The sequence below is a fragment of the Pseudomonas sp. AC136 genome (genome assembly GCF_979258585.1).
On record NZ_OZ409865.1, the window covers coordinates 5,267,023 to 5,287,436 of the forward strand.

General features: G+C 62.3%; 17 protein-coding genes. 8 read left to right on the forward strand and 9 right to left on the reverse strand.

The features are described 5' to 3' along the window. The first annotated feature begins 422 nt into the window (after positions 1-422). Positions 423-1,763 carry a chromate efflux transporter gene (chrA, locus tag ACZZZU_RS23665; RefSeq protein WP_463552012.1) on the forward strand — a complete coding sequence of 447 codons (1,341 nt, stop codon included), beginning with the start codon at positions 423-425 and terminating at the stop codon, positions 1,761-1,763. 223 nt (positions 1,764-1,986) lie between these two features. Further along, entirely contained in the window at positions 1,987-3,534 is a 1,548-nt protein-coding gene (locus ACZZZU_RS23670; protein WP_463552013.1) for a TerC family protein, read from the forward strand. 51 nt (positions 3,535-3,585) lie between these two features. On the opposite strand, the gene ACZZZU_RS23675 is transcribed toward ACZZZU_RS23670, so the two are convergent. Continuing rightward, complete coding sequence (locus tag ACZZZU_RS23675) at positions 3,586-5,724, reverse strand: methyl-accepting chemotaxis protein (protein WP_463552014.1); 2,139 nt, start codon at positions 5,722-5,724, stop codon at positions 3,586-3,588. A 192-nt stretch (positions 5,725-5,916) separates the two neighbouring features. Between ACZZZU_RS23675 and ACZZZU_RS23680 the strand changes: the two genes are divergently transcribed. Further along, a complete protein-coding gene (locus tag ACZZZU_RS23680) occupies positions 5,917-6,393 on the forward strand; it encodes a GNAT family N-acetyltransferase (RefSeq protein WP_463552015.1) in 477 nt (158 codons plus the stop codon). Here the strand turns inward: ACZZZU_RS23680 and ACZZZU_RS23685 are convergent. Then, on the reverse strand, positions 6,382-7,008 hold the full coding sequence (locus ACZZZU_RS23685; RefSeq protein ID WP_463552016.1) for an HD domain-containing protein: 627 nt from the start codon (positions 7,006-7,008) through the stop codon (positions 6,382-6,384). The genes ACZZZU_RS23680 and ACZZZU_RS23685 overlap by 12 nt on opposite strands. Further along, entirely contained in the window at positions 7,005-7,406 is a 402-nt protein-coding gene (locus tag ACZZZU_RS23690; protein WP_463383140.1) for a winged helix-turn-helix transcriptional regulator, read from the reverse strand. Before ACZZZU_RS23690 ends, ACZZZU_RS23685 begins: the two co-directional genes overlap by 4 nt. Positions 7,407-7,551: 145 nt before the next feature. Between ACZZZU_RS23690 and gstA the strand changes: the two genes are divergently transcribed. Then, on the forward strand, positions 7,552-8,157 hold the full coding sequence (gene gstA, locus ACZZZU_RS23695) for a glutathione transferase GstA (RefSeq protein ID WP_122495025.1): 606 nt from the start codon (positions 7,552-7,554) through the stop codon (positions 8,155-8,157). Between the two features lie 31 nt (positions 8,158-8,188). Here the strand turns inward: gstA and ACZZZU_RS23700 are convergent, their stop codons facing one another. Both ACZZZU_RS23700 and mnmC read right to left on the reverse strand, forming a co-directional pair. Continuing rightward, positions 8,189-9,730: a sensor domain-containing diguanylate cyclase gene (locus tag ACZZZU_RS23700; RefSeq protein WP_463552017.1), complete on the reverse strand. Its 1,542-nt coding sequence runs from the start codon at positions 9,728-9,730 to the stop codon at positions 8,189-8,191. A 96-nt stretch (positions 9,731-9,826) separates the two neighbouring features. Beyond that, positions 9,827-11,815, reverse strand: a complete 1,989-nt coding sequence (mnmC, locus tag ACZZZU_RS23705) for a bifunctional tRNA (5-methylaminomethyl-2-thiouridine)(34)-methyltransferase MnmC2/FAD-dependent 5-carboxymethylaminomethyl-2-thiouridine(34) oxidoreductase MnmC1 (protein ID WP_463552018.1) — start codon at positions 11,813-11,815, stop codon at positions 9,827-9,829. Positions 11,816-11,930: 115 nt separating this feature from the next. Between mnmC and pap the strand changes: the two genes are divergently transcribed. Next, positions 11,931-13,418 carry a polyphosphate:AMP phosphotransferase gene (pap, locus tag ACZZZU_RS23710; protein WP_122495031.1) on the forward strand — a complete coding sequence of 496 codons (1,488 nt, stop codon included), beginning with the start codon at positions 11,931-11,933 and terminating at the stop codon, positions 13,416-13,418. Between the two features lie 149 nt (positions 13,419-13,567). Further along, positions 13,568-14,752 carry a thiolase family protein gene (locus tag ACZZZU_RS23715; protein WP_463383137.1) on the forward strand — a complete coding sequence of 395 codons (1,185 nt, stop codon included), beginning with the start codon at positions 13,568-13,570 and terminating at the stop codon, positions 14,750-14,752. A gap of 157 nt (positions 14,753-14,909) precedes the next feature. Here the strand turns inward: ACZZZU_RS23715 and ACZZZU_RS23720 are convergent, their stop codons facing one another. Beyond that, entirely contained in the window at positions 14,910-15,146 is a 237-nt protein-coding gene (locus tag ACZZZU_RS23720; protein WP_122495035.1) for a DUF6316 family protein, read from the reverse strand. A 273-nt stretch (positions 15,147-15,419) separates the two neighbouring features. Between ACZZZU_RS23720 and ACZZZU_RS23725 the strand changes: the two genes are divergently transcribed. Then, positions 15,420-16,373, forward strand: coding sequence for a DMT family transporter (locus ACZZZU_RS23725; RefSeq protein WP_463552019.1), 954 nt, complete (start codon positions 15,420-15,422; stop codon positions 16,371-16,373). A gap of 48 nt (positions 16,374-16,421) precedes the next feature. Here ACZZZU_RS23725 and ACZZZU_RS23730 read toward each other — a convergent pair whose 3' ends face one another. The 3 genes from ACZZZU_RS23730 to ACZZZU_RS23740 form a co-directional block, all read right to left on the reverse strand. Beyond that, positions 16,422-17,042, reverse strand: a complete 621-nt coding sequence (locus ACZZZU_RS23730; RefSeq protein ID WP_463552020.1) for an NAD(P)H-dependent oxidoreductase — start codon at positions 17,040-17,042, stop codon at positions 16,422-16,424. Continuing rightward, entirely contained in the window at positions 17,035-18,429 is a 1,395-nt protein-coding gene (locus ACZZZU_RS23735; protein ID WP_463383134.1) for a class II fumarate hydratase, read from the reverse strand. Before ACZZZU_RS23735 ends, ACZZZU_RS23730 begins: the two co-directional genes overlap by 8 nt. A 109-nt stretch (positions 18,430-18,538) precedes the next feature. Beyond that, the gene (locus tag ACZZZU_RS23740) at positions 18,539-19,552 is read right to left on the reverse strand and encodes a DUF2804 domain-containing protein (protein ID WP_463552021.1); all 1,014 of its coding nucleotides are present in this window, start codon (positions 19,550-19,552) and stop codon (positions 18,539-18,541) included. Positions 19,553-19,871: 319 nt separating this feature from the next. Here ACZZZU_RS23740 and ACZZZU_RS23745 point away from each other — a divergent pair, with 319 nt between their 5' ends. Further along, positions 19,872-20,402, forward strand: a complete 531-nt coding sequence (locus tag ACZZZU_RS23745; RefSeq protein WP_122495045.1) for a DUF2059 domain-containing protein — start codon at positions 19,872-19,874, stop codon at positions 20,400-20,402. Positions 20,403-20,414 lie beyond the last annotated feature (12 nt).

Here is a 20,414-nt window from a genome sequence, read left to right on the forward strand (position 1 = left end):
ATTTGGGGGAGCGGGCGGTGGCCGAGGTGGGCGTAGCGTAGCAGCGTGGATGGGGATGGGGCTTCGCCTTTGCGAGGATGGCGGGGGTTTTATTGAGTTTTCCGTTATCCCCCGTGAAGGCGGTGGTCCGACAATTCGGGATCCCGGCTCGCGGAGCTAACTGCGTCTCCTGAAAGACTCTGGATCCCCGCCTTCGCGGGGATGACGGAGAACTTTTCAGCGTTTTTCGTCAGGTCCGACGGATGAAAGGGGCAAAAACATCCGTCATCCTCGCGAACGCGGGGATCCAGAATTGTGAGTCGAGCGCCGATCTCCACGACTCGCGCAAATTCCCTCCAGCAACCCAACCCCCACGCTACATTTCTGCCCTCTTACTGCGCTATCTTCAGCCACCTAACAACCGCCCCAATCCCGACGCCCCCATGACCAACCCCACGCCCCAGCCAACCCCCATCCCCCTATTCCAAGCCCTGCTGTTCTGGCTAAAACTCGGCTTTATCAGTTTCGGCGGCCCGGCCGGGCAGATTGCGATCATGCATCAGGAATTGGTCGAGCGTCGGCGTTGGATTTCCGAGCGGCGTTTTCTGCATGCGTTGAATTACTGCATGGTGCTGCCCGGCCCCGAGGCGCAGCAGTTGGCGACGTATATCGGTTGGCTGATGCACCGCACCTGGGGCGGGGTGATTGCCGGCGGGCTGTTTGTGTTGCCGTCGCTGTTTATTTTGATCGCGCTGTCGTGGGTGTACATCGCCTTCGGTGAGGTGCCGGTGGTGGCCGGTTTGTTCTATGGCATCAAGCCGGCGGTCACGGCCATTGTGGTGCAGGCGGCCCATCGCATCGGCTCGCGGGCGTTGAAGAACAATTGGCTGTGGGGCATCGCGGCCGCCTCGTTTGTGGCGATTTTTGCCCTGAGCGTGCCGTTCCCGTTGATCGTGCTGTCGGCGGCCTTGCTGGGTTACGTGGGCGGCAAACTCGCGCCGGGCGTGTTCACTGTCGGTGGCGGGCACGGGGCGGCGAAGCAGTCGTTCGGGCCGGCGCTGATTGATGACGACACGCCCACGCCCGAGCACGCGCGCTTTCGCTGGTCGCGCCTGGTTGTGTTGCTGGTAGTGGGCGCTGGGCTGTGGGCGTTGCCGATGGGGCTGCTGACTGCGCTGTATGGCTGGCACGGCACGCTCACGCAGATGGGTTGGTTTTTCACCAAGGCGGCGCTGCTGACGTTTGGCGGCGCGTACGCCGTGTTGCCCTATGTGTATCAGGGCGCGGTGGGCCATTACGGCTGGCTGACGCCGACGCAGATGATCGACGGCCTGGCGCTCGGCGAAACCACGCCGGGCCCGCTGATTATGGTGGTGGCGTTTGTTGGGTTTGTCGGCGCTTATGTGCAGCCGGTGTTTGGTGCCGAGCACGCGTTTTTGGCGGGCGCCGTAGCGGCCGCGCTGGTTACCTGGTTTACCTTTCTGCCCTCGTTTCTGTTCATTTTGGCGGGCGGGCCGCTGGTGGAATCGACCCACAACGAGCTGAAATTCACCGCGCCGTTAACCGCCATCACCGCAGCGGTGGTGGGGGTGATTCTTAACCTGGCGGTGTTTTTCGCCTATCACGTGTTGTGGCCCAAGGGCTTTGACGGCTCGCTGGATTGGCCGTCGGCGGTTATCGCGGTTGCGGCGGCGGTGGCGTTGTTTCGCTTCAAGTGGGGCGTGATTCGGGTGCTGTTTAGCTGCGCAGTGGTGGGGTTAGGGGTTTACCTGCTGCGCCATTAACGCCAAGCAGCCAATACAAATTCCGCAATACTTGGCCAGCGGTGCGACGGTTTCTTATTGGGTAGGATGGCCGCCCGAAATCACTCTTGGCCTTTATGAACACGCTTCAGGAACCTCCCAGTTTTAGCCACGCCCCGTTCACGCCTCGTTCTGCCCCGCCGCGCCATCGCGCCGCTCACGCTTGCCGTGCTCTTCTTATTATTTCGACGCAGGTTCTCTAAACATGGAATGGATAGCTGACCCCACGGCCTGGCTAGGCCTGCTCACGCTTATTGTTTTGGAACTGGTGCTGGGCATCGACAACCTGGTGTTTATCGCCATCCTCGCCGACAAGCTGCCGCCGGAGCAGCGCGACCGGGCGCGGCTGATCGGCCTGTCGCTGGCGTTGATCATGCGCCTGGGCTTGCTGGCCAGTATTTCCTGGATGGTGACGCTCACCGAGCCGCTGTTCGAGGTGTTCGACAAGAGCTTCTCGGGCCGTGATCTGATCATGCTGTTCGGCGGTATCTTCCTGCTGTTCAAGGCGACCATGGAGTTGCACGAGCGCCTCGAAGGCCACATTGCCGAACGCTCGGCCGGCGCTGGTTACGCGCTGTTCTGGCCTATCGTGGCGCAGATTGTGGTGCTTGATGCGGTGTTCTCGTTGGACGCGGTGATTACCGCCGTCGGCATGGTGGAACACCTGAGCGTGATGATGATTGCAGTGGTGGTGTCCATCGGCGTGATGATCGTGGCGAGCAAGCCGCTGACCGCCTTCGTCAACGCGCGCCCGACGGTGATCATGCTGTGCCTGGGCTTCTTGATGATGATTGGTTTCAGCCTGGCCGCCGAAGGCCTGGGCTTCCACATTCCCAAGGGTTACCTGTACGCGGCCATCGGTTTCTCGATTGTGATCGAGCTGTTCAACCAGTTGGCGCGCCGTGGCCGCCAGCGCTCGGCGCAAGGCACGCTGCCGCGCCGCGCGCGCACTGCGCACGCGGTGATGCGTTTGCTTGGCGGGCGTGAGTTGACGGTGGACGAAGTGGGCGAAGACATTGCCGATCTGGTGCAGGGCGACGATGCGCAACCGGCATTCAACCGCCGCGAGCGGGTGATGATCAGCGGCGTGTTGCAACTGGCCGAGCGCCCGGTGCGCGCGGTAATGACGCCGCGCGCCGAGGTGCTGTACCTCGACGTAGGCGAGAGCCCGGAAGCCATTCGCCAGAAGTTGATGAACTCCTCGTACTCGCGCCTGCCGCTGGTGCGTGAAGGCCACGTCGACGAGCCGCTGGGCTTTGTGCACAAGAAGGAGTTGCTCAAGGAACTGCTGGCCGGCAATTGGCCGGATCTGCACACCATGGCGCGCCAAACCATCAACGTGCTGGAGCACTTCACCGTGCTCAACGCCCTGGAGCAGATGCGCAAAGAGTCGACGCACATCGCTTTTGTAGTCAGCGAGTTCGGCGATTTCATGGGCGTTTTGACCATGACCGACATCCTCGAATCCATCGCCGGCGAGTTGCCCGATGCCAGCGAAGTAGACGGCCCGGACATCGTCGACGATAACGGCGCTTACCTGGTCAGCGGTGCGCTTAACCTCAGCCTGGTGCAGGAACGCATCGGCTTTGCCGCCAGCGCCACCGACGACTACCAAACCGTGGCCGGCCTGGTAATGAGTCTGCTGGATCGCTTGCCGGTGATTGGCGATGAGGTGCAGTGGGGCGGATGGACGCTTTCGGCTATCGAGGTGTCGGAGCGGCGGGTGACGCGGGTGCGTTTGGCCCGCCAGTAACCGCAGTCGAACAAGCACGAGCCCCCGCCGAAACGCGGGGGCTCGTTTGTTTTAACCGAGGCTAAAGCGCGCCGTGTTGTCGTTCAGCGCGCGGCTGCCTTGGCTTAAACGGTCGGCCGCCTGATTGACCGCACGGGCGCCGTCGAGCAGGCGGATGGCGGCTTGGTCCACTTGCTGAATGCTGCCGCTGACGGCATCGGCGGTGGTGGCTTGTTCTTCCACGGCAGTGGCGATTTGCGCCAGGGTGTCGCTCACGCCTTGAACCGCACTGGCGATTTCACCGAGGCTGACGCCCAACCCGGTCACGGCAGTGGCATCGCTCTGCGCTTGGCCGCACGCCGCTTCCATCAGTTCCACCGCCTGGCGCACGGTGCTGCGTAGGCTTTCCACGGTGGTGGCGATTTGCAGCGTGGAGGCTTGGGTACGTTGCGACAGGCTGCGCACCTCATCAGCCACCACGGCAAAGCCACGGCCCTGATCGCCGGCGCGGGCGGCTTCGATGGCGGCGTTCAGCGCCAACAAGTTTGTCTGCTCGGCGATGCCACGGATGCTGTCGACGACCGAATGAATCTGCTGGCCCTGATCGCTCACGCGCCCCAACGCTTCGGCGGTGTCGCTCAGGCGTTGGTTGAGTTCCTGAATGCTGGCGGTGGTGCGTTCGCTGTCGCGGTTGCTGGCTTCGGCGATGGCGCGGGTTTGGCGCACGCTGGCCGAGGCTTGCTCGCAGCTTTTCGCCACGCCGAGCGAGGTGGCGGCCAGTTGCGTGGCGGCGGTGGCGATCTGGCTGATCTGATGTTGCTGCGCTTCCACTTCACCGAGGGTGTCGGTGGAGTGGGAGTTTAAGGTGACGACGGCGTCGCTGAGCTGGTACGTCTCGTGGTTCACACCCAGCAAGCTGGTGCGCAGTTGCACCACGGCGGCGTTCAGCGCGGTGCTGATGGCGGCCAGTTCGTCGCGTCCCTGCACCGCCACTTCCACGCACAAATTGCCGTCGCGCAGCGACTGGGCAAGGGTGGTAATGCCACTGGCGCTGCGGCGAATCGAGCTTTGCAGACACACAAACAAATACACGGCCGCCAGCAACAACAGGCCAAAAGCCACGGCCACTGGAACGGCTTGGGCGATGGCGCGGTTGTGGTAGAAATCCAGGCGCGCGTCGAGCGATTGCAGCGACTGCTGGCGCAATGCCGACAGGGTGCTGAGCAGGCTGTCCATGGTGCGCTGGAAAGTGGGGCCTTTCATGCTGATGGTGTCGCCGAACAAGCCGTCGTCCAGGGCTTTGAGTTCGGTGTTAAGGGTTTGCTGAGTGGCGCTGTATTGATCGGCCCACGCGCTGAGCGCGGCCGGCAGCTTGGCTTGCAGGGTGGCGCCGGTTTTGTCCAATTGCGCGCGAGCGTCGTTGATGCGGGCACGCAGGTCGCGCAGTTGCAAACGGCTTTGCAGGCTGAACTGACCGGCCGCAACCGACGCTTCGCCCATGCTCGCCAGGCGACCGACGCGTTCGATCATTTCCGGCGCCTGTTGCGTGGCGATCTGCATCAGCAAATAACCTTCCACCGACGGGTCGAGCGTCAAACCACTGTCGATCGCGATCTGGTCGCGCAGCCCTTGCAAGCTCGCCTTCATGGCGGTGAAACGGTCGAGCGCATCCGGCCACCAGCCGACCGTGCGCAGGCTCGCTAACTCCAATTGCGCGGCGCCGGTTAGCAGCTCTTGCAGGCGCTTTTGCACGTCGTCGCTGGCGCCTTCTGCGCGCAGCGTTTCGGCGAAGGTGTCCATGGCCGAACGCAACGCCGGCATGGAGTTGTCGAGTTGGGTAATGGCTTGTTGCGCATCGGCGCCGGGCACGCGGGCGGTGTCGACGGCTTTCCAGCGCGCGGCCAGGTTGCGCCGGGCTGACAACTGCTGGTCCACCGCATCCAGCGCTAACAGCTGGCGCACGCCGCTGTGTTCCTTAGCGATCACCGCCAGCTTGGCTTGAAAGGTTTGGCTGACCATCCACAAGCTGCCCGCCAGCGGCAGGGCGAATAGCAGGAACAGCAGTTGGAATTTTCGGGCAAAGCCGAAGCGGCTCAGAAGATGGATCCCAGGGGATAACACGGACTGCATGAACGACGACTCCTCAAAGGATCTTGCCAGCGTTCCGTTGTACAGAACGCTGTCGGGCTGCCGGTGCTGGCAATGAGCCATTTAACTAGCAAGTTCCGGACCGCGCCGCTGCGGCGTCGATGCAAGGCGCGGCCAACGGTGCGGCGCAGTCTGGCGCGTCGTTTTGGTGCGCGCGGGCGAAAACGAAGCGCGGCAGTGCACCCGTTTGTGTCACTGAATGACACAGCGGCGCGCGCGCTTTACCCTCGGCACCTCATTTTCAGGGAGTTACTCATGCCGCAGTTTTTCTGGTTGCACGAGCACATGGAGCATTGCCCCACGATGGCCGCCTGGCTGTACGAGCAATTCAGTTACGAGTACGTCGGTCAGTCGTTGGCTGCGTGGCAGCACGAATTTGCTGCCGGCCAGCACAATGGCGACTGGCCCAGCGTGGTGGCTGTCGACAACGGCCAATTGCTGGGCGGCGCGGCACTGGCCAGCGACGATCTCCCCGGCCGTGACGAACTCGGGCCGTGGCTGGCCTGCGTGTTCGTAACCCCGCAGGCGCGCGGGCAGGGCATCGCCGAGGCGCTGGTGGGAAAGGTCTGTGAGCGGGCGCGAATCGAGGGTGTGGAACGCTTGTATTTGCACACGCAAGACCGCGCCGACTATTACGCCAAGCGCGGCTGGGTGATGGTTGAACAGTTCGAGCGCTGGGGAAAGCCGCAGTCGTTAATGAGCCGCGACCTGCGGGCCGCGTCAGGCCAGTAATCGCACCAGTTCTGCTTGCAGGTTGGCCCGTGCTTTGGCTTCCCACAGCGCGCGAATTTCTTCGTGGCTGTAAAGGTTGGGCATAGCCAACAAAGTGTTGAGCACCTTGGCGCGGCCGGCGTTGAACAGCGCCTCGGGCACCCAGGCAAATTCGGCGCGAATGGCTTCGGTGTAGGCGTGGTAAGCGTCGGCGGGCAGGGCGAGTACGGATAAATCGATATCCACCACCAGCCCCGCATCATCCGCTGCGGCGGGCTCAACGTGGGCGGTGGCGAGAATGTGCCGGCGCACGCTGGCGATGTGCTCGGGCAAGCCGGCCTCACGCAGCCAGGCTTCGGCCAGATCGGCGCTGGCGGCTTCGTTGTCCTGGCGCTGGGTGTGGTAGATGGCGTCGTGTGTCCACAGGGCAAATTCCACCGCGGGCAGATCGCCAGCCAGGTGCTGGAAATGGTCGAGGTGCTGCAAGCAGGCGTTGATATGGGCGCCGTTGTGGTAATGGCGCTGCGGTTCGGCGTAATGCGCGGCGAGGGTGGCGAAACTGCCTTCGGGCGCAACGGCACCGAGGCGCTGCCACAGCGTTTGCCAGCGCTGGGCCGAGAGCGTGGCGTCTGTCATGCCGAGGCCTCGACGGTCTTTTCTTCAAACGCGGCTTGGGCTTGGTTAAGGGCGTCGATGTTGCGCTCTACCCAGTGATCCAGTGCCCGAATCGGTTCGCTCAGCGACAAACCCAACGCCGTCAGCGAGTACTCCACACGCGGCGGTACTTCGGGGTAGGCGGTGCGCGTAACCAGGCCGAATTTCTCCAGCCGGCGCAGGGTCTGAATCAGCATTTTTTCGGAAATGCCGTCCACTTGCCGCCGCAGTTCAGCGGTGCGGCGTGTGCCGTGGGCCAGGGTGTGAATCAGCAACAGCGCCCATTTATCGGCCAGCACATCGAGGACGTAGCGTGCCGGGCAGGTGACGCTGAATACATTGCCGGCACGGCAGGCGGCGTGGTCGTGCTGATCGAGCATAAAGGCGCTTTCAAATTAGTCAGAGATATCAAATGCATACTTACCGCAAGGTGGGTACTTGTGCCAGAGAAAGCAATCGCTAAGCTCAGTGCACGCGTGCTTCCCACGCGCCTGCCACGCTCCATTACTGAGTGAAGGATTGCTTATGAAACTGTATTTCTCCCCAGGCGCCTGCTCGTTGGCTCCCCACATCGCCTTGCTGGAAGCCGGCTTGGCGTTCGAGACCGAGAAGGTCGACCTCAAAGCCAAAGTCACCGCGAGCGGCGCCGACTTCACTGCGATCAACAAAAAAGGCTACGTGCCGGCCCTCACCTTGGATAACGGCCAGTTGCTGACCGAAGGCGCGGCGTTGCTGCAGTACATCGCCGACCAAAGCCCGCAAAGCGGCTTGGCACCGGCGGCCGGCACCTTTGCGCGCTATCAGTTGCAAGAGTGGCTGACCTTTATCGGTTCGGAAATTCACAAGCCGATGGGCTCGATGTTCAACCCGGCGCAATCGGCTGATTGGAAAGCCGCCGTCAGCGCCACGCTGACCAAGCGCCTGGACTACGTCACCGCTCAGTTGGCCGATAACGACTACCTGCTCGGCAACCAATTCACCGTGGCCGATGCGTACCTGTTCACCGTGCTCAACTGGGCCAACGTGGTCGGTTTTTCCCTGGCGCCGTGGCCGGCGGTACAAGCGTTTTCGGCACGCGTTGCGGCGCGGCCAAAAGTGGTCGAGGCGCTAAAGGCCGAAGGGTTGGTGTAAGCGCGACGGTAACGAGCCGGGCGCGCTGTGGTTAGCTGCCGTGCCGGGTGGCCGCCTCAGGCGCCTGGTAGACACACACCTGATTGCGTCCGCCACGCTTGGCCTCGTACAGCGCGGTGTCGGCTTGCTTGATTAAATCGGGCACGTTGTCTTGCTCGGCTTGTTGGGCATACGCCACCGTGACGCCGATACTCACCGTCACGGTTTGCAGTGGGCTGGCCAGGTGTTCGCGGGCCAGCTCCTGCACGGCCTTGCGAATCCCTTCAGCCATTTTCAAGGTGTTGGCCTGGTCAGAACCGGGTAGCAACAGCATCATTTCTTCGCCGCCATAGCGAGCGGGTAGGTCTTCGGCACGGCGGGCCCAGGCCGCCAGCACTTTTGCCACGGCCTGAATGCACGCATCGCCGGCGACGTGGCCGTAGCGGTCGTTGTAGAGCTTGAAGTGGTCGATATCCAACATGATCACGCCCAGCGGCGCCTGAGTGCGGCGCACGCGGCCCAATTCCTGAGGCAATACTTCGTCCAGCCGGCGGCGGTTGGCCAGGCCGGTGAGGGCGTCTTCTATCGAGAATTTCTGCAGGGCTTCGTGGGCGTCGTGGCGTTCTTTTTCGGCCAGTTCGCTGCGCGAAATCTGCTGTAGCAGCACGCGGGCAAAGGCCAACATGCTCAAGCCAATGAGTGCGAACACCACGCTGGCAACGATCAGTTGCCGCCACCAGGGCAAGCGAATGGCTTTGGCGGAAATGCCGGAAATCGCCACCAGCGGGAAGTCGCTGAAGCGTTGATAGCTGTACATGCGTTCCTTGCCGTCGACGGATGATTCGATAAGCGCCGAGCCTGAACTCTGCCGCGTCAGGTACTCGGTAAAAATGGGGCCATGGGCAATGCTGGTGCCGATCAGTTCAGCTACGTACGGGCGACGGACCAGGATGGTGCCGTCGGCATACGTGAGGGTGAAGGCGTCTTCCTTGCTGGTGCGAAACTGGGCGTAAAAGTCGTTGAAATAGCTGAGCTTGAGCGTGGCCAGCGCGACGCCCGCAAAGCTACCGTCCGGGTTGTTAATGCGCCGCGAGACCGGAATGATCAGCTCGCCGGTAGAGCGGCTGGTGATGACCTTGCCGACGTGCACGCCGCGCTCGGAATGGGTGCGGTGGTACACGAAATATTCGCGGTCGGCGTTATTGGCGTTGGGCGGGATGCTGTCTTTGTCGGTCACCAGCCATTCGCCGCTGGGGCCGTAAATAAATAGCCCATGCAGTTGCGGCAGGACGGTCATCTGGCCTTTGAGGTACAGCTGCATCCGCGCGGCATTCAGGCCGGAAAGGCTTTCCCATTCGCTGCGTTCGACAATGCCTAGCACCAGGGTGTCGGCCTGGCGAATGGCGCCCCTTACATGGGTTTCGGTGGCCCGCGTCAGGTTGGTGGCCGCTTGACGGGCCTGGAAAAACGCTTGGCGATAAGACTGATAAAGCTGCCAGCCTTCCAGGGCCAGCACCACGGTCAAACCAAAACACACCAGGCCGTAGGTGAGGCCGCGTAGCCGATCGATGTGTAATGTTTGCGTGCGCTGCATAGCACGGAGTTGCCTGTTCTAGGGGCTGAGTGATGCAAGCGTAGCCCAGCGGGCGGGCATTCGTGACGCGCTCGGCACACGCGGGCATGAACCGCCCTAACCGCGCACCAACTTTCGCAGGGCAAACCGATTGGGATGACAGGCTTCGGCGACATCCCGCGGCACCGGCAGCGGTTCGTTGTTCAGCCAGGCGGCAAGCAGTTCGCCGGCCAGCGGCGCGGTGATCAGCCCGCGCGAACCGTGCCCGCTGTTCACATACAAACCGGGCAGCCACGGGCAGGGGCTGTCGGGACTTTGCCGGGCGTCTTTGCGCAGTACGGCGTAGACGCTGGCAAAGGCGTCAGCGTCGGCGACCGGACCAACGATTGGCAAATAATCCGGGCTGGTGCAGCGAAAAGCGGCGCGGCCTTGCAGCTCGTCCACCGGCAATTGTCGGGCATTGAGTCGCTCAGCCAGGTCGCTGGAAATGTCCTCAAGCATGTGCAGATTGCTCGCGTGCTCGCTCGCCTTAACGGTCAGGTCATCGCTGTGAAAGTCGAAGCTGGCGCCTAGGGTGTGTTCGCCATCGCGCGCCGGCGCAACGTAGCCTTCGGCGCACACCACAGTGCTCAGCGAACGGCTCTGCGGTGTTTGTGGCAGGCGCGTGATTTGGCCGCGAATGCGTTTAAGCGGTAGTGATGCGGTGGGCGCAAACGCGCGCACATCGGCGGCGCCGGCCAGCACCACGACGCTGGCGCTGGCGACTTCACGCTCGCCATCGCGCGCGTGCCACTGGCCGCTGTGCTGATGCAGTTCGAGCACGTTGTGATGGGTGAGCAATTGCACGCCAGGGTGTTGGGCCAGCAACTGGCACAACGCCGGCGGATGCACCCAACCGCCGTTCGGAAAGAACAGCCCGCCGCTGGCCAATGCGATGCCGGCGTGTTGCTCGGCCTGTTCCCGGTTCAGCGAATGCAACAAGTCGGCGGGAAACGCGGCCGCAAGCTTCGCCTGGCGCGCGGCTTCTTTGTCATCGAATGCCAGTTGCAGCACGCCGCAAGCGTCCCAATCCTGCCCAAGCTGCAAGCGTTGGATTTGCCGACGGGTATGACCGAAACCCGCCACGATCAGCCGCGACAACGTGGTGCCGTGGGCGGACAGTTTGAGGTACAGCACGCCCTGCGGATTGCCCGAGCCTTCCTGCGCCAACTCGCCATGGCGCTCCAGCAGCGTCACCTGCCAGCCGCGCGCTGCCAGGCTGTTTGCGGTGGCGCAGCCGGCCAGCCCGGCGCCCACCACCAGGGCCGTGCGCGGGCCGCCGAGCGGCGCGGGGCGGGCGTACCAGGCGGGCGAGGGAGGCGTAGCAGGCGCGTCTTCCAGGCCAATGAAATGCCCCTTCAACACTTCCCATTTATGCCCCAGGCCAGGCACACGCTTGAGTTTGAAACCGACCGCTTTCAGCGCCCGGCGCACGACGCCCGCCGTGGTGAAGGTGCCCAGGGTCGTGCGCGGCGTCGACAGCCGCGCCAGTTCGCTAAACAGTTGCGGCGACCACATGTCCGGGTTTTTCGCCGGCGCGAAGCCGTCGAGAAACCAGGCGTCAATGTCAGCGTCGAGTTGTGGCAGCAGCTCCATTACATCGCCGATCAACAGCGTCAGCACCACGCGGCCGCCGTCGAACAACACGCGCTGGAAACCGGGGTGCAAGGCCACGTATTGATCCAGCAATGGCTCGGAAAACGGCTGCAACGCTGGCCACAGCGACAGCGCCCGTTGCAGGTCAGCGTGGCTGAGTGGGTATTTTTCGACACTGACAAAATGCAGCTGCGCCCCGGCCGGTGCGGTGCGCGCAAACAACTCCCAGGCGCAGAGAAAATTCAGACCGGTGCCAAAACCGGTTTCGCCAATCACCAGCTTGCCGTGCTCCGGTAGGGCGGCGAAGCGAGCGGGTAGGTCGTTGTTATCAAGAAAGACGTAGCGCGGTTCATCAAGCCCGGCGCTGTTGGAGAAATACACATCGCCATAGGCCCGCGAATGCGGCTGGCCGAGTTCATCCCAATCGAGCTGGGCGGTGCTGGTTGCGGGGGAAAGAGGGCTGTCGGACATGATCGGTTCTGGCGCGGCAAGTCGCGCATTCTAGCCGATCCTGCCGCCGGGCATGGCTAGCGCGGCGCAATCCGCTAGGCTGTGCCCATCACGTTAACGAATGGAGCGAGGTTTTATGTTTGAGTCCGCCGAAATTGGCCACGCCATTGATAAGGAAGACTACGAGGCGGCCATCCCTGCGCTGCGCGAGGCGCTGCTCGAGGCGCAATTCGAATTGCAGCAGCAGGCGCGCTTCCCGGTGATCGTGCTGATCAATGGCATTGAAGGCGCAGGCAAAGGCGAGACGGTCAAACTGCTCAATGAGTGGATGGACCCCAGGCTGATTCAGGTAAACACCTTCGACCAGCAAACCGACGAGGAACTGGCCCATCCGCCGGCCTGGCGCTACTGGCGGCAACTGCCGCCGAAAGGGCGCATGGGCATCTTTTTCGGCAACTGGTACAGCCAGATGATCCAGGGCCGGGTGCATGGTCATTTCAAAGACGCGGTGCTCGACCAGGCCATCATCGGCGCGGAAAACCTGGAGCGCATGCTGTGCGACGAGGGCGCGCTGATTTTTAAATTCTGGTTCCACCTGTCGAAGAAACAGATGAAAGCCCGCCTGAAGAATCTGAAAGACGACCCCGAACGCAGCTGGCGGCTGAGCCCTTTGGATTGGCAGCAATCGGAAACCTATGACCGTTTCGTGCGCTTCGGTGAACGCGTTTTGCACAAAACCAGCCGCGATTACGCCCCCTGGTATGTGGTGGAAGGCGCCGACGAGAACTACCGCAACCTGACGGTGGCGAAAATCCTGCTGGAAGGGCTGCAAGCTGCGCTCAAGGTCAAAGAAAGCACGCAACGCCATCCGCACGCCGGGCCGGCCTCGGTCAGCATCGACAACCGCAGCCTGTTGGGCAGCCTCGATCTCACGCAACAGCTAGAAAAAGAGCAGTACCAAAAACAACTGGCAGCCGAGCAGGCACGCCTGGCTGGGCTGATGCGCGACAAACGCTTTCGCAAGCATTCGTTGGTCACCGTGTTCGAAGGCAACGACGCGGCCGGCAAGGGCGGCGCCATTCGCCGCGTGGCGGCGGCGCTCGATCCGCGCCAATACCGAATCGTGCCAATCGCCGCGCCCACCGAAGAAGAACGGGCGCAGCCGTACTTGTGGCGGTTCTGGCGGCACGTTCCTGCGCTCGGCAAATTCACCGTGTTCGACCGCTCGTGGTACGGCCGCGTGCTGGTCGAGCGGGTTGAGGGCTTTTGCACCCCGGCCGACTGGCTGCGCGCCTACGGTGAGATCAACGACTTCGAAGAACAGCTGACCCGCGCGGGCGTGGTGGTGGTGAAGTTCTGGCTTTCCATCGACTCGGAAACCCAACTGAAGCGTTTCCAGGAACGTGAGGAAATTTCCTTTAAGCGTTTCAAAATCACTGAAGAAGACTGGCGCAACCGGGAAAAGTGGCCGCAGTACGCCGACGCCGTGGAAGACATGGTCGACCGCACCAGCACGCAATTGGCGCCCTGGACGTTGGTGGAGGCCAACGACAAACGCTTCGCCCGGGTAAAAGTGCTGCGCACCATCAACGACGCCCTTGAGCGCGCGTTGAACAAGGACTGATCAGCAGTACCCGTGTAGGCGTTGAAAAGGGCAGGATCGCTGCGCATACACGGGATGAATAATCATCGCCGTGGCGCTTGCGGGGGTTTTATCCTAACGGCCAGCTGCACTCCAGCCCTGATCTTTCCCGAACAAAAACGAGGTGCGTGATGCGTGAAGTAGTGATCGTCGACAGCGTGCGGACTGGCCTGGCCAAGTCCTTTCGCGGCAAGTTCAACCTGACCCGTCCGGACGACATGGCCGCGCATTGCGTCAATGCCCTGCTGGAACGCAACAAGATCGACCCGGCTTCGGTAGAAGACTGCATCGTCGGCGCAGGCTCCAACGAAGGCGCGCAGGGTTACAACATTGGCCGCAACGTGGCCGTGTTGTCGGGCCTGGGCACCCAGGTGGCCGGCATGACCCTCAACCGTTTCTGCTCCTCGGGCCTGCAGGCCATTGCCATCGCCGCCAACCAGATTGCCTCGGGCTGCAGCGACATCATCGTCGCCGGTGGTGTTGAGTCGATCACCATGACCCTGAAAAGCGTCAACACCGACAACCTGATCAACCCGCTGCTGAAAGTCAGCTCGCCGGGCATCTATTACCCGATGGGCCAGACGGCTGAAATCGTTGCTCGCCGCTACAACGTCACCCGCGAACAGCAAGACGAATACGCCCTGCAAAGCCAGCAACGCACCGCGCGCGCCCAGGCTGAAGGCCTGTTCGACGACGAAATCGTGCCGATGGCCGTCAAGTACCAAGTGGAAGACAAAGCCACCGGCGAAAAATCCATCGTTGAAGGCGTGGTCGATCGCGACGATTGCAACCGTGCCGACACCACCCTGGCCAGCCTGCAAGGCCTGAAACCAGTGTTCGCCGAAGACGGTTCGGTGACGGCCGGTAACGCTTCGCAGCTGTCGGACGGCGCCTCCATGACCCTGGTGATGAGCCTGGATAAAGCCAAGGAACTGGGCCTGGAACCGCTGGCATATTTCCGCGGTTTCACCGTTGCCGGTTGTGAGCCGGACGAAATGGGCATCGGCCCGGTGTACTCGGTGCCCAAACTGCTCAAAGCCCGTGGCCTGGAAGTGGACGACATCGACCTGTGGGAACTGAACGAAGCGTTCGCCTCGCAGTGCCTGTATGCCCGTGATTTTCTGAAAATCGACAACGAAAAATACAACGTCAACGGCGGCTCAATCTCCATCGGCCACCCATTCGGCATGACCGGCTCGCGCCAGGTCGGCCACTTAGTGCGTGAACTGCGTCGTCGCGGCAAGCGCTACGGCATTGTGACCATGTGCGTAGGCGGTGGCATGGGCGCTACAGGCCTGTTCGAAACCTACAAATAAGGTTTCGCCGCCCACAAAAAACCGCGCTTCGGCGCGGTTTTTTTATGCGTTGATACGTGGGGGTCAATCAAGACTGACGCCATTCTCTCCGCCTGCGTACGTCCTGTAGGAGAGGCTTTAGCCTCGATTCTCCCGACGAAAACGGTGATCTCGAAGCCTAGTGATCAATAGTCCCATGCCGATCCATAAACGTGCGGCTCTCGATAATGTCGTCGCCTTGTAACTGCCGGCGCACGTACATCGCAATCTCCCGCTCAGCATCCACGCGAGTGAAATACGGGCCTTCCAACGTGCCTTCGCGGGTAGCGAAAAAATACTGACCATTCACCGCGCTCACCCGCTCACTGCGGTAATGGGTAGCGGCGGCGGCATCCTGCGTACGTTGGCTGAACATGGGTGTGGCTCCATAGGCGAGTCGGATTGTGTGAGTGTAATCACACTTTGCCTGTTCGCCACGTTAGCCGATAAATGGTGGCCTTTTCCAAGTAGATCGCCACCAACTAACAGCTGTTTCCACTTAATTGACGTCAGCGTAATGGCGTTTTCCAGGTCGGGGCGGCGAGCCATACAGTTACGGCGCTCAACTGTTCCTGTGTTTGCGGGTGGACGGCTGCCTAGAATGCGGGCTTTGCCAGCGTTTGCTGCGCTCTGCTCACTTGAGGCTGCCATGCACACTTCTTCCGGCCGTTGGGTTTACGGCCTGACGCTTGCCCTGATCACCGCCGTGCTCTGGGGTGTTCTTCCTATCAAATTGAAAGAAGTGCTGGAGGTGATGGACCCCATCACCGTGACTTGGTATCGCCTGATCGTTTCCGGCTCGCTGCTCTTGGTGTACCTGGCGTTGACGCGCCGCCTGCCCGATTTCAAGTTGCTCGGTGGCAATGGTCGGGTGCTGCTGGCGGTGGCCGTGCTGGGCCTGATCGGCAATTACGTGCTGTATCTGATCGGCCTGAAAGTGCTCAGCCCCGGCACCACGCAATTGGTGATTCAGGTGGCGCCCATTCTGTTTCTGCTGGGCAGCGTGTGGCTGTTCCATGAACGCTTTAGCGTCGGCCAGGCAATTGGCCTGGCGGTGCTAATTTTCGGCTTCGGCCTGTTCTTCAACCAACGCTTGCATGAGTTGCTGACGTCGCTGGGCACCTACACGGTCGGCGTGCTCACCGTGTTGCTCGCTGCCTTCGTGTGGACCTTTTACGGCCTGGCGCAGAAGCAGCTGCTGACCCGCTGGAATTCCATGCAAGTGATGATGGTGATTTACCTGGCGTGCGCAGCGCTGCTCACGCCGTGGGCGCATCCGGCGCAGGTGTTGCAACTGAGCGCGTTGCAGTTCTGGTTATTGATTGCCTGCTGCCTGAACACGCTGGTGGCGTACGGCGCGTTTGCCGAAGCGCTGGCGCATTGGGAAGGTTCGCGAGTAAGTGCAACGCTGGCCATCACGCCGCTGGTGACCTTTGCGTCGGTGGCCGCCGCCGCGCAGCTATGGCCCGAGCATGTTCATCCCGAGCAGATCAATTGGCTGGCGTATGTCGGTGCGGTGCTGGTGGTGTTGGGCTCGGCGGTGACGGCCATTGGGCCGTCGCTGATGGCCAACCTGCGGGCGCGGCGGGCGACGGGGGAATAACTGCTTTCTGCCGGCCGCTCCGGCAGAGTGTGTGAAATCTTCAAATCTTTAAATCTTCGAACCCAACAACTCGGCCTTACGCAGCCAAGCCTGGCGCTGCGTTTCGGTCGACGGCCGAATGGGTGAGAACTGCTCCAGACGGCGGGTTTTGATGCCGCAGAAGCCGAGAATGGTGCGGGTCATTTGCCGGTGCGCCGGGGCGCCGTAGATCCAGCGGAAGTACCACGGCGGCGTGTCCATGGTCACTAGCAGATCAGCCGTGCGGCCGGTCAACAGTTTGTCCCATAGCTGCGAGCGGTTGCGGTATTTGAAGGCGAAGCCAGGCAGGAAGGTGCGGTCGAAAAAGCCTTTGAGCAGCGCCGGAATACCACCCCACCAAACCGGATAAACGAACACCAAATGCTCGGCCCAGTGAATCTGGCGCTGGGCTTCGAGCAGGTCGGCTTCCAGTGTCTGGCTTTGGTCGTAACCGTCGCGCAGGATCGGGTCGAACTGCAGCTCGCCGAGTTTCAGTTGGCGCACCACGTGGCCTTGGCCACGGGCGCCGACGGTGTAAGCCTCGGCCAAGGCGTTGCAAAAACTGTTGCCCTTGGGCGTGCCCAAAATCAGCAGTATTCGCTTGCCGTCGCCCTCCAATGGCGTGGCGCCGCTCCTGACCTCATCACTCATGGCTACCGGCCTCAAGCATGCTTTCTGGTCGCACCCATTCGTCGAACTGCTCGTTGGTGACAAAGCCCAGCGCTACCGCCGCTTCGCGCAAGGTAGTGCCTTCGCCGTAGGCCTTTTTGGCGATTTGCGCGGATTTGTCGTAACCGATATGCGGATTCAGCGCGGTCACCAGCATCAGCCCGCGCTCCAGGTGCGCGGCCATTTGCGTGGCGTCCGGCTCCAGGCCTTCCACGCAGTGCTTCTGGAAGTTGCGGCAGCCGTCGGCCAGCAGGCGAATGGATTGCAGCAGGTTATGGATGATCACCGGCTTGAACACGTTGAGCTGCAAATGGCCCTGGCTGGCGGCGAAGGTGATGGTGGTGTCGTTACCCATCACTTGGCAGGCCAACATCGACAGCGCTTCGCACTGCGTCGGGTTGACCTTGCCGGGCATGATCGAGCTGCCCGGCTCGTTGGCCGGCAGGCGCACTTCAGCCAATCCGGCGCGCGGGCCGGAGCCGAGCAGGCGCAGGTCGTTGGCGATTTTCATCAAGGCCACGGCCAGGGTTTTCAACGCGCCGGCCAGGGTCACCAGCGGCTCGTGGCCGGCGAGGGCGGCAAACTTGTTCGGCGCAGAGGCCAGCGGCAAGCCGGAAAGGGCGGTCAGCTCGGCGGCGATGGCTTCGGCGAAACCGTGCGGAGAGTTGAGCCCGGTGCCAACGGCGGTGCCGCCTTGGGCCAGCTCGCAAACGGCGGGCAGCGCGGCGCGGATGGCGCGTTCGGCGTAACCCAGCTGGGCGACAAAGGCGGAAAGTTCCTGGCCGAAGGTGACGGGCGTGGCGTCCATCATGTGCGTGCGCCCGGTTTTCACCAGGTGCATGTGCCGCGCAGCCTGTTCGGCAAGCCCGCCCGAGAGCTCGGCAATGGCCGGCAGCAGGTCGTGGGTGATCGCTTGCGCGGTGGCGATATGCATGGCGGTGGGGAAGGCGTCGTTGGAGCTTTGCGAGCGGTTCACGTGGTCGTTCGGGTGCACCGGCACCTTGCCGCCACGTCCTTTACCGGCCAGCTCGTTGGCGCGCCCGGCAATCACTTCGTTGACGTTCATGTTGCTTTGCGTGCCGCTGCCGGTTTGCCACACCACCAGCGGGAATTGGTCGTCGTGCTGGCCGGCGAGCACTTCGTCGGCGGCTTGTTCGATCAGGCGGGCGATGTCGGGCGGCAGGTCGCCGATGCGGTCGTTCACCCGCGCGGCGGCTTTCTTGATCAGCGCCAGGGCATGCAGCACGGCCAGCGGCATGCGTTCCTGGCCGATGGCGAAGTTGATCAGCGAACGTTGCGTCTGGGCGCCCCAATACGCCGCTTCAGGAACGTCGATGGCGCCGATGCTGTCGGTTTCAATGCGATTCATGGTTCTTCTCCGCGGACTGTTCCGGCAGTTTAGGCGTTGCTCTGGCGGGCAGGTTCCCTGTAACGCGCATAAAACGTTACAGCGCTTCGCTGCTCGCGGCTGTGGCGGGCTACCACCGCGCGTTGGTGGTGCCCAGCCAGCCGAGGGCGCCGTCCACCGGCACGCGCTCGCCCTTTGGGCCGCGCAACACGCCGTCGAATTGACCGAACCATTGACGGGTCTCGGCATAGAACGGGCCGACCTTCGGCCGCGCCACATGTTGCTGGCGCGGGGTGAACACCAAAGCCACGCGGTCATCTGCGCTATTTAACTGCCAGGGCGCGGAGGGGTTGTGCAGGTTGCCGCTGATCGTCATGGGGCTGCTGACATGCTGCAGCTCGCCGCCAAACCACAAGGCGTTTTCCGACAGCCCCGTGTTGTCCGTCCAGCCGGAGCCAAAGTTGCCGGCAATACCGCCGGGCGCGGCGAAGGCGGCACGGGTCCAGTGGGTATTGAGCGGCCACACGCCGCGGCCGAAGTCCAGCGCGGCAAAGCTGTTGCCGGGTATGCAGTGGTATTGCGTGGTGCCCAACTGCACGTCACCGCTGGCCGGCAGCCCCACATGCCGGGACGTGGCGTGGAAACCGCCCTGAGCAAACGGCACCACCAGGTTCACTGAGTCGAGGTGGCCGGGGCGTTGCACGTCCAACGCCACCTGCAAGGTTTGCCCGCCGATGTCCGGCACCGTGGCCACCAAACGGGCGCGACCCGGGTGCTCGTCTACGCGAATGTTCAGGCGCGAGTGCTGGAAGACGTGACCCTGCAAGGGTGTGTCAGGCATCTCGCAGCCGCGCGCCAGGGGCCGCAGCTGCGTGTGGGCGACGGCATGACCGGTTTGCAGGTCGAGAAAATAGACGGCGCCGTAACCGATGTAATCGAGGTCCGCCACGGTGAGCGCCATCATCCAGTCCGGCGTGGTGATGCACCAGTGGTTCCAGCGCTTTCGGCGGCCATAGTGCCCGGGCAGGGCGCAGTTCAGGTGGGGGCGGCTGGACCAGCCGACGGCGTTCGGCAGGAGCCTGCCCTTGGCATCGCATAAAGGTTGCCAAGGGTCGGAGGCGAGGGCGGTACTGAGGTTGCTCATCGAACACGTCCGTGTGTTGCTCAATGGGGTGTGGCGAAACCGGGCCGGGGAAACGGGGCGCATTTTCTGGCGCGTGTCGCGGCGGGTAGCCAATTTGTTGGCGCGAAGAATGCACCGTCGAAGGGGCGTGCTGCAAGTGCTGGCAATTCGCTTGCGGACCAAAGGAATCTCCTCAACCGCTGTCAGGATTTTCCCGCCGGCTAGCGCAGTGCAACCGCTGCGCTTGAGCCGTGTCCAAGCAACGCGCAGAATGCCCAGCCTCCGGGATTTGCCTTTACTTCTCTCTTTCTATCCGCTTTCAAAACCAAGGAAACACCCAATGACCCCGATTCGTACCCTTTGCACTGCCGCCTTTATGGTCTGCCTGAGCGCCAACGTATTTGCAGACGCGAAAAGCCACGCCGCCAACGCTGAAACCTTCCTGAAACTGGCCCACGCCGACAAACTCACCGCCCCGATCTACGCCCAAGTTGATCAACTCTTCGATCAACGCTTCGTTCAGGCCCAAGCGCCAGAAACCAAAAAAGCCCTTCTCGAAACCTACAAAGCAAAAGCCAAGGCTTCGCTCGACAAAGCTGTCGCCTGGGACAAGCTCAAGCCCGACATGGTCAAGCTCTACACCACCAACTTCAGCGAGCAGGAACTCAAAGACCTGATCGCCTTCTACCAGTCGCCACTGGGCAAGAAAGTGCAGGAAACCATGCCGCGCGTAACCGCACAGTCCGCGCAAATGGCCCAAGCCAAGCTTGAAGGTGCTGTTCCGGAAGTGAACAAGCTGCTGGCCGACATGACCAAAGAAATTGCCCCCGCCGACGCCAAAGCCGCGCCAGCCCCAGCCAAAAAGCCGTAATCGGAGCCTTGT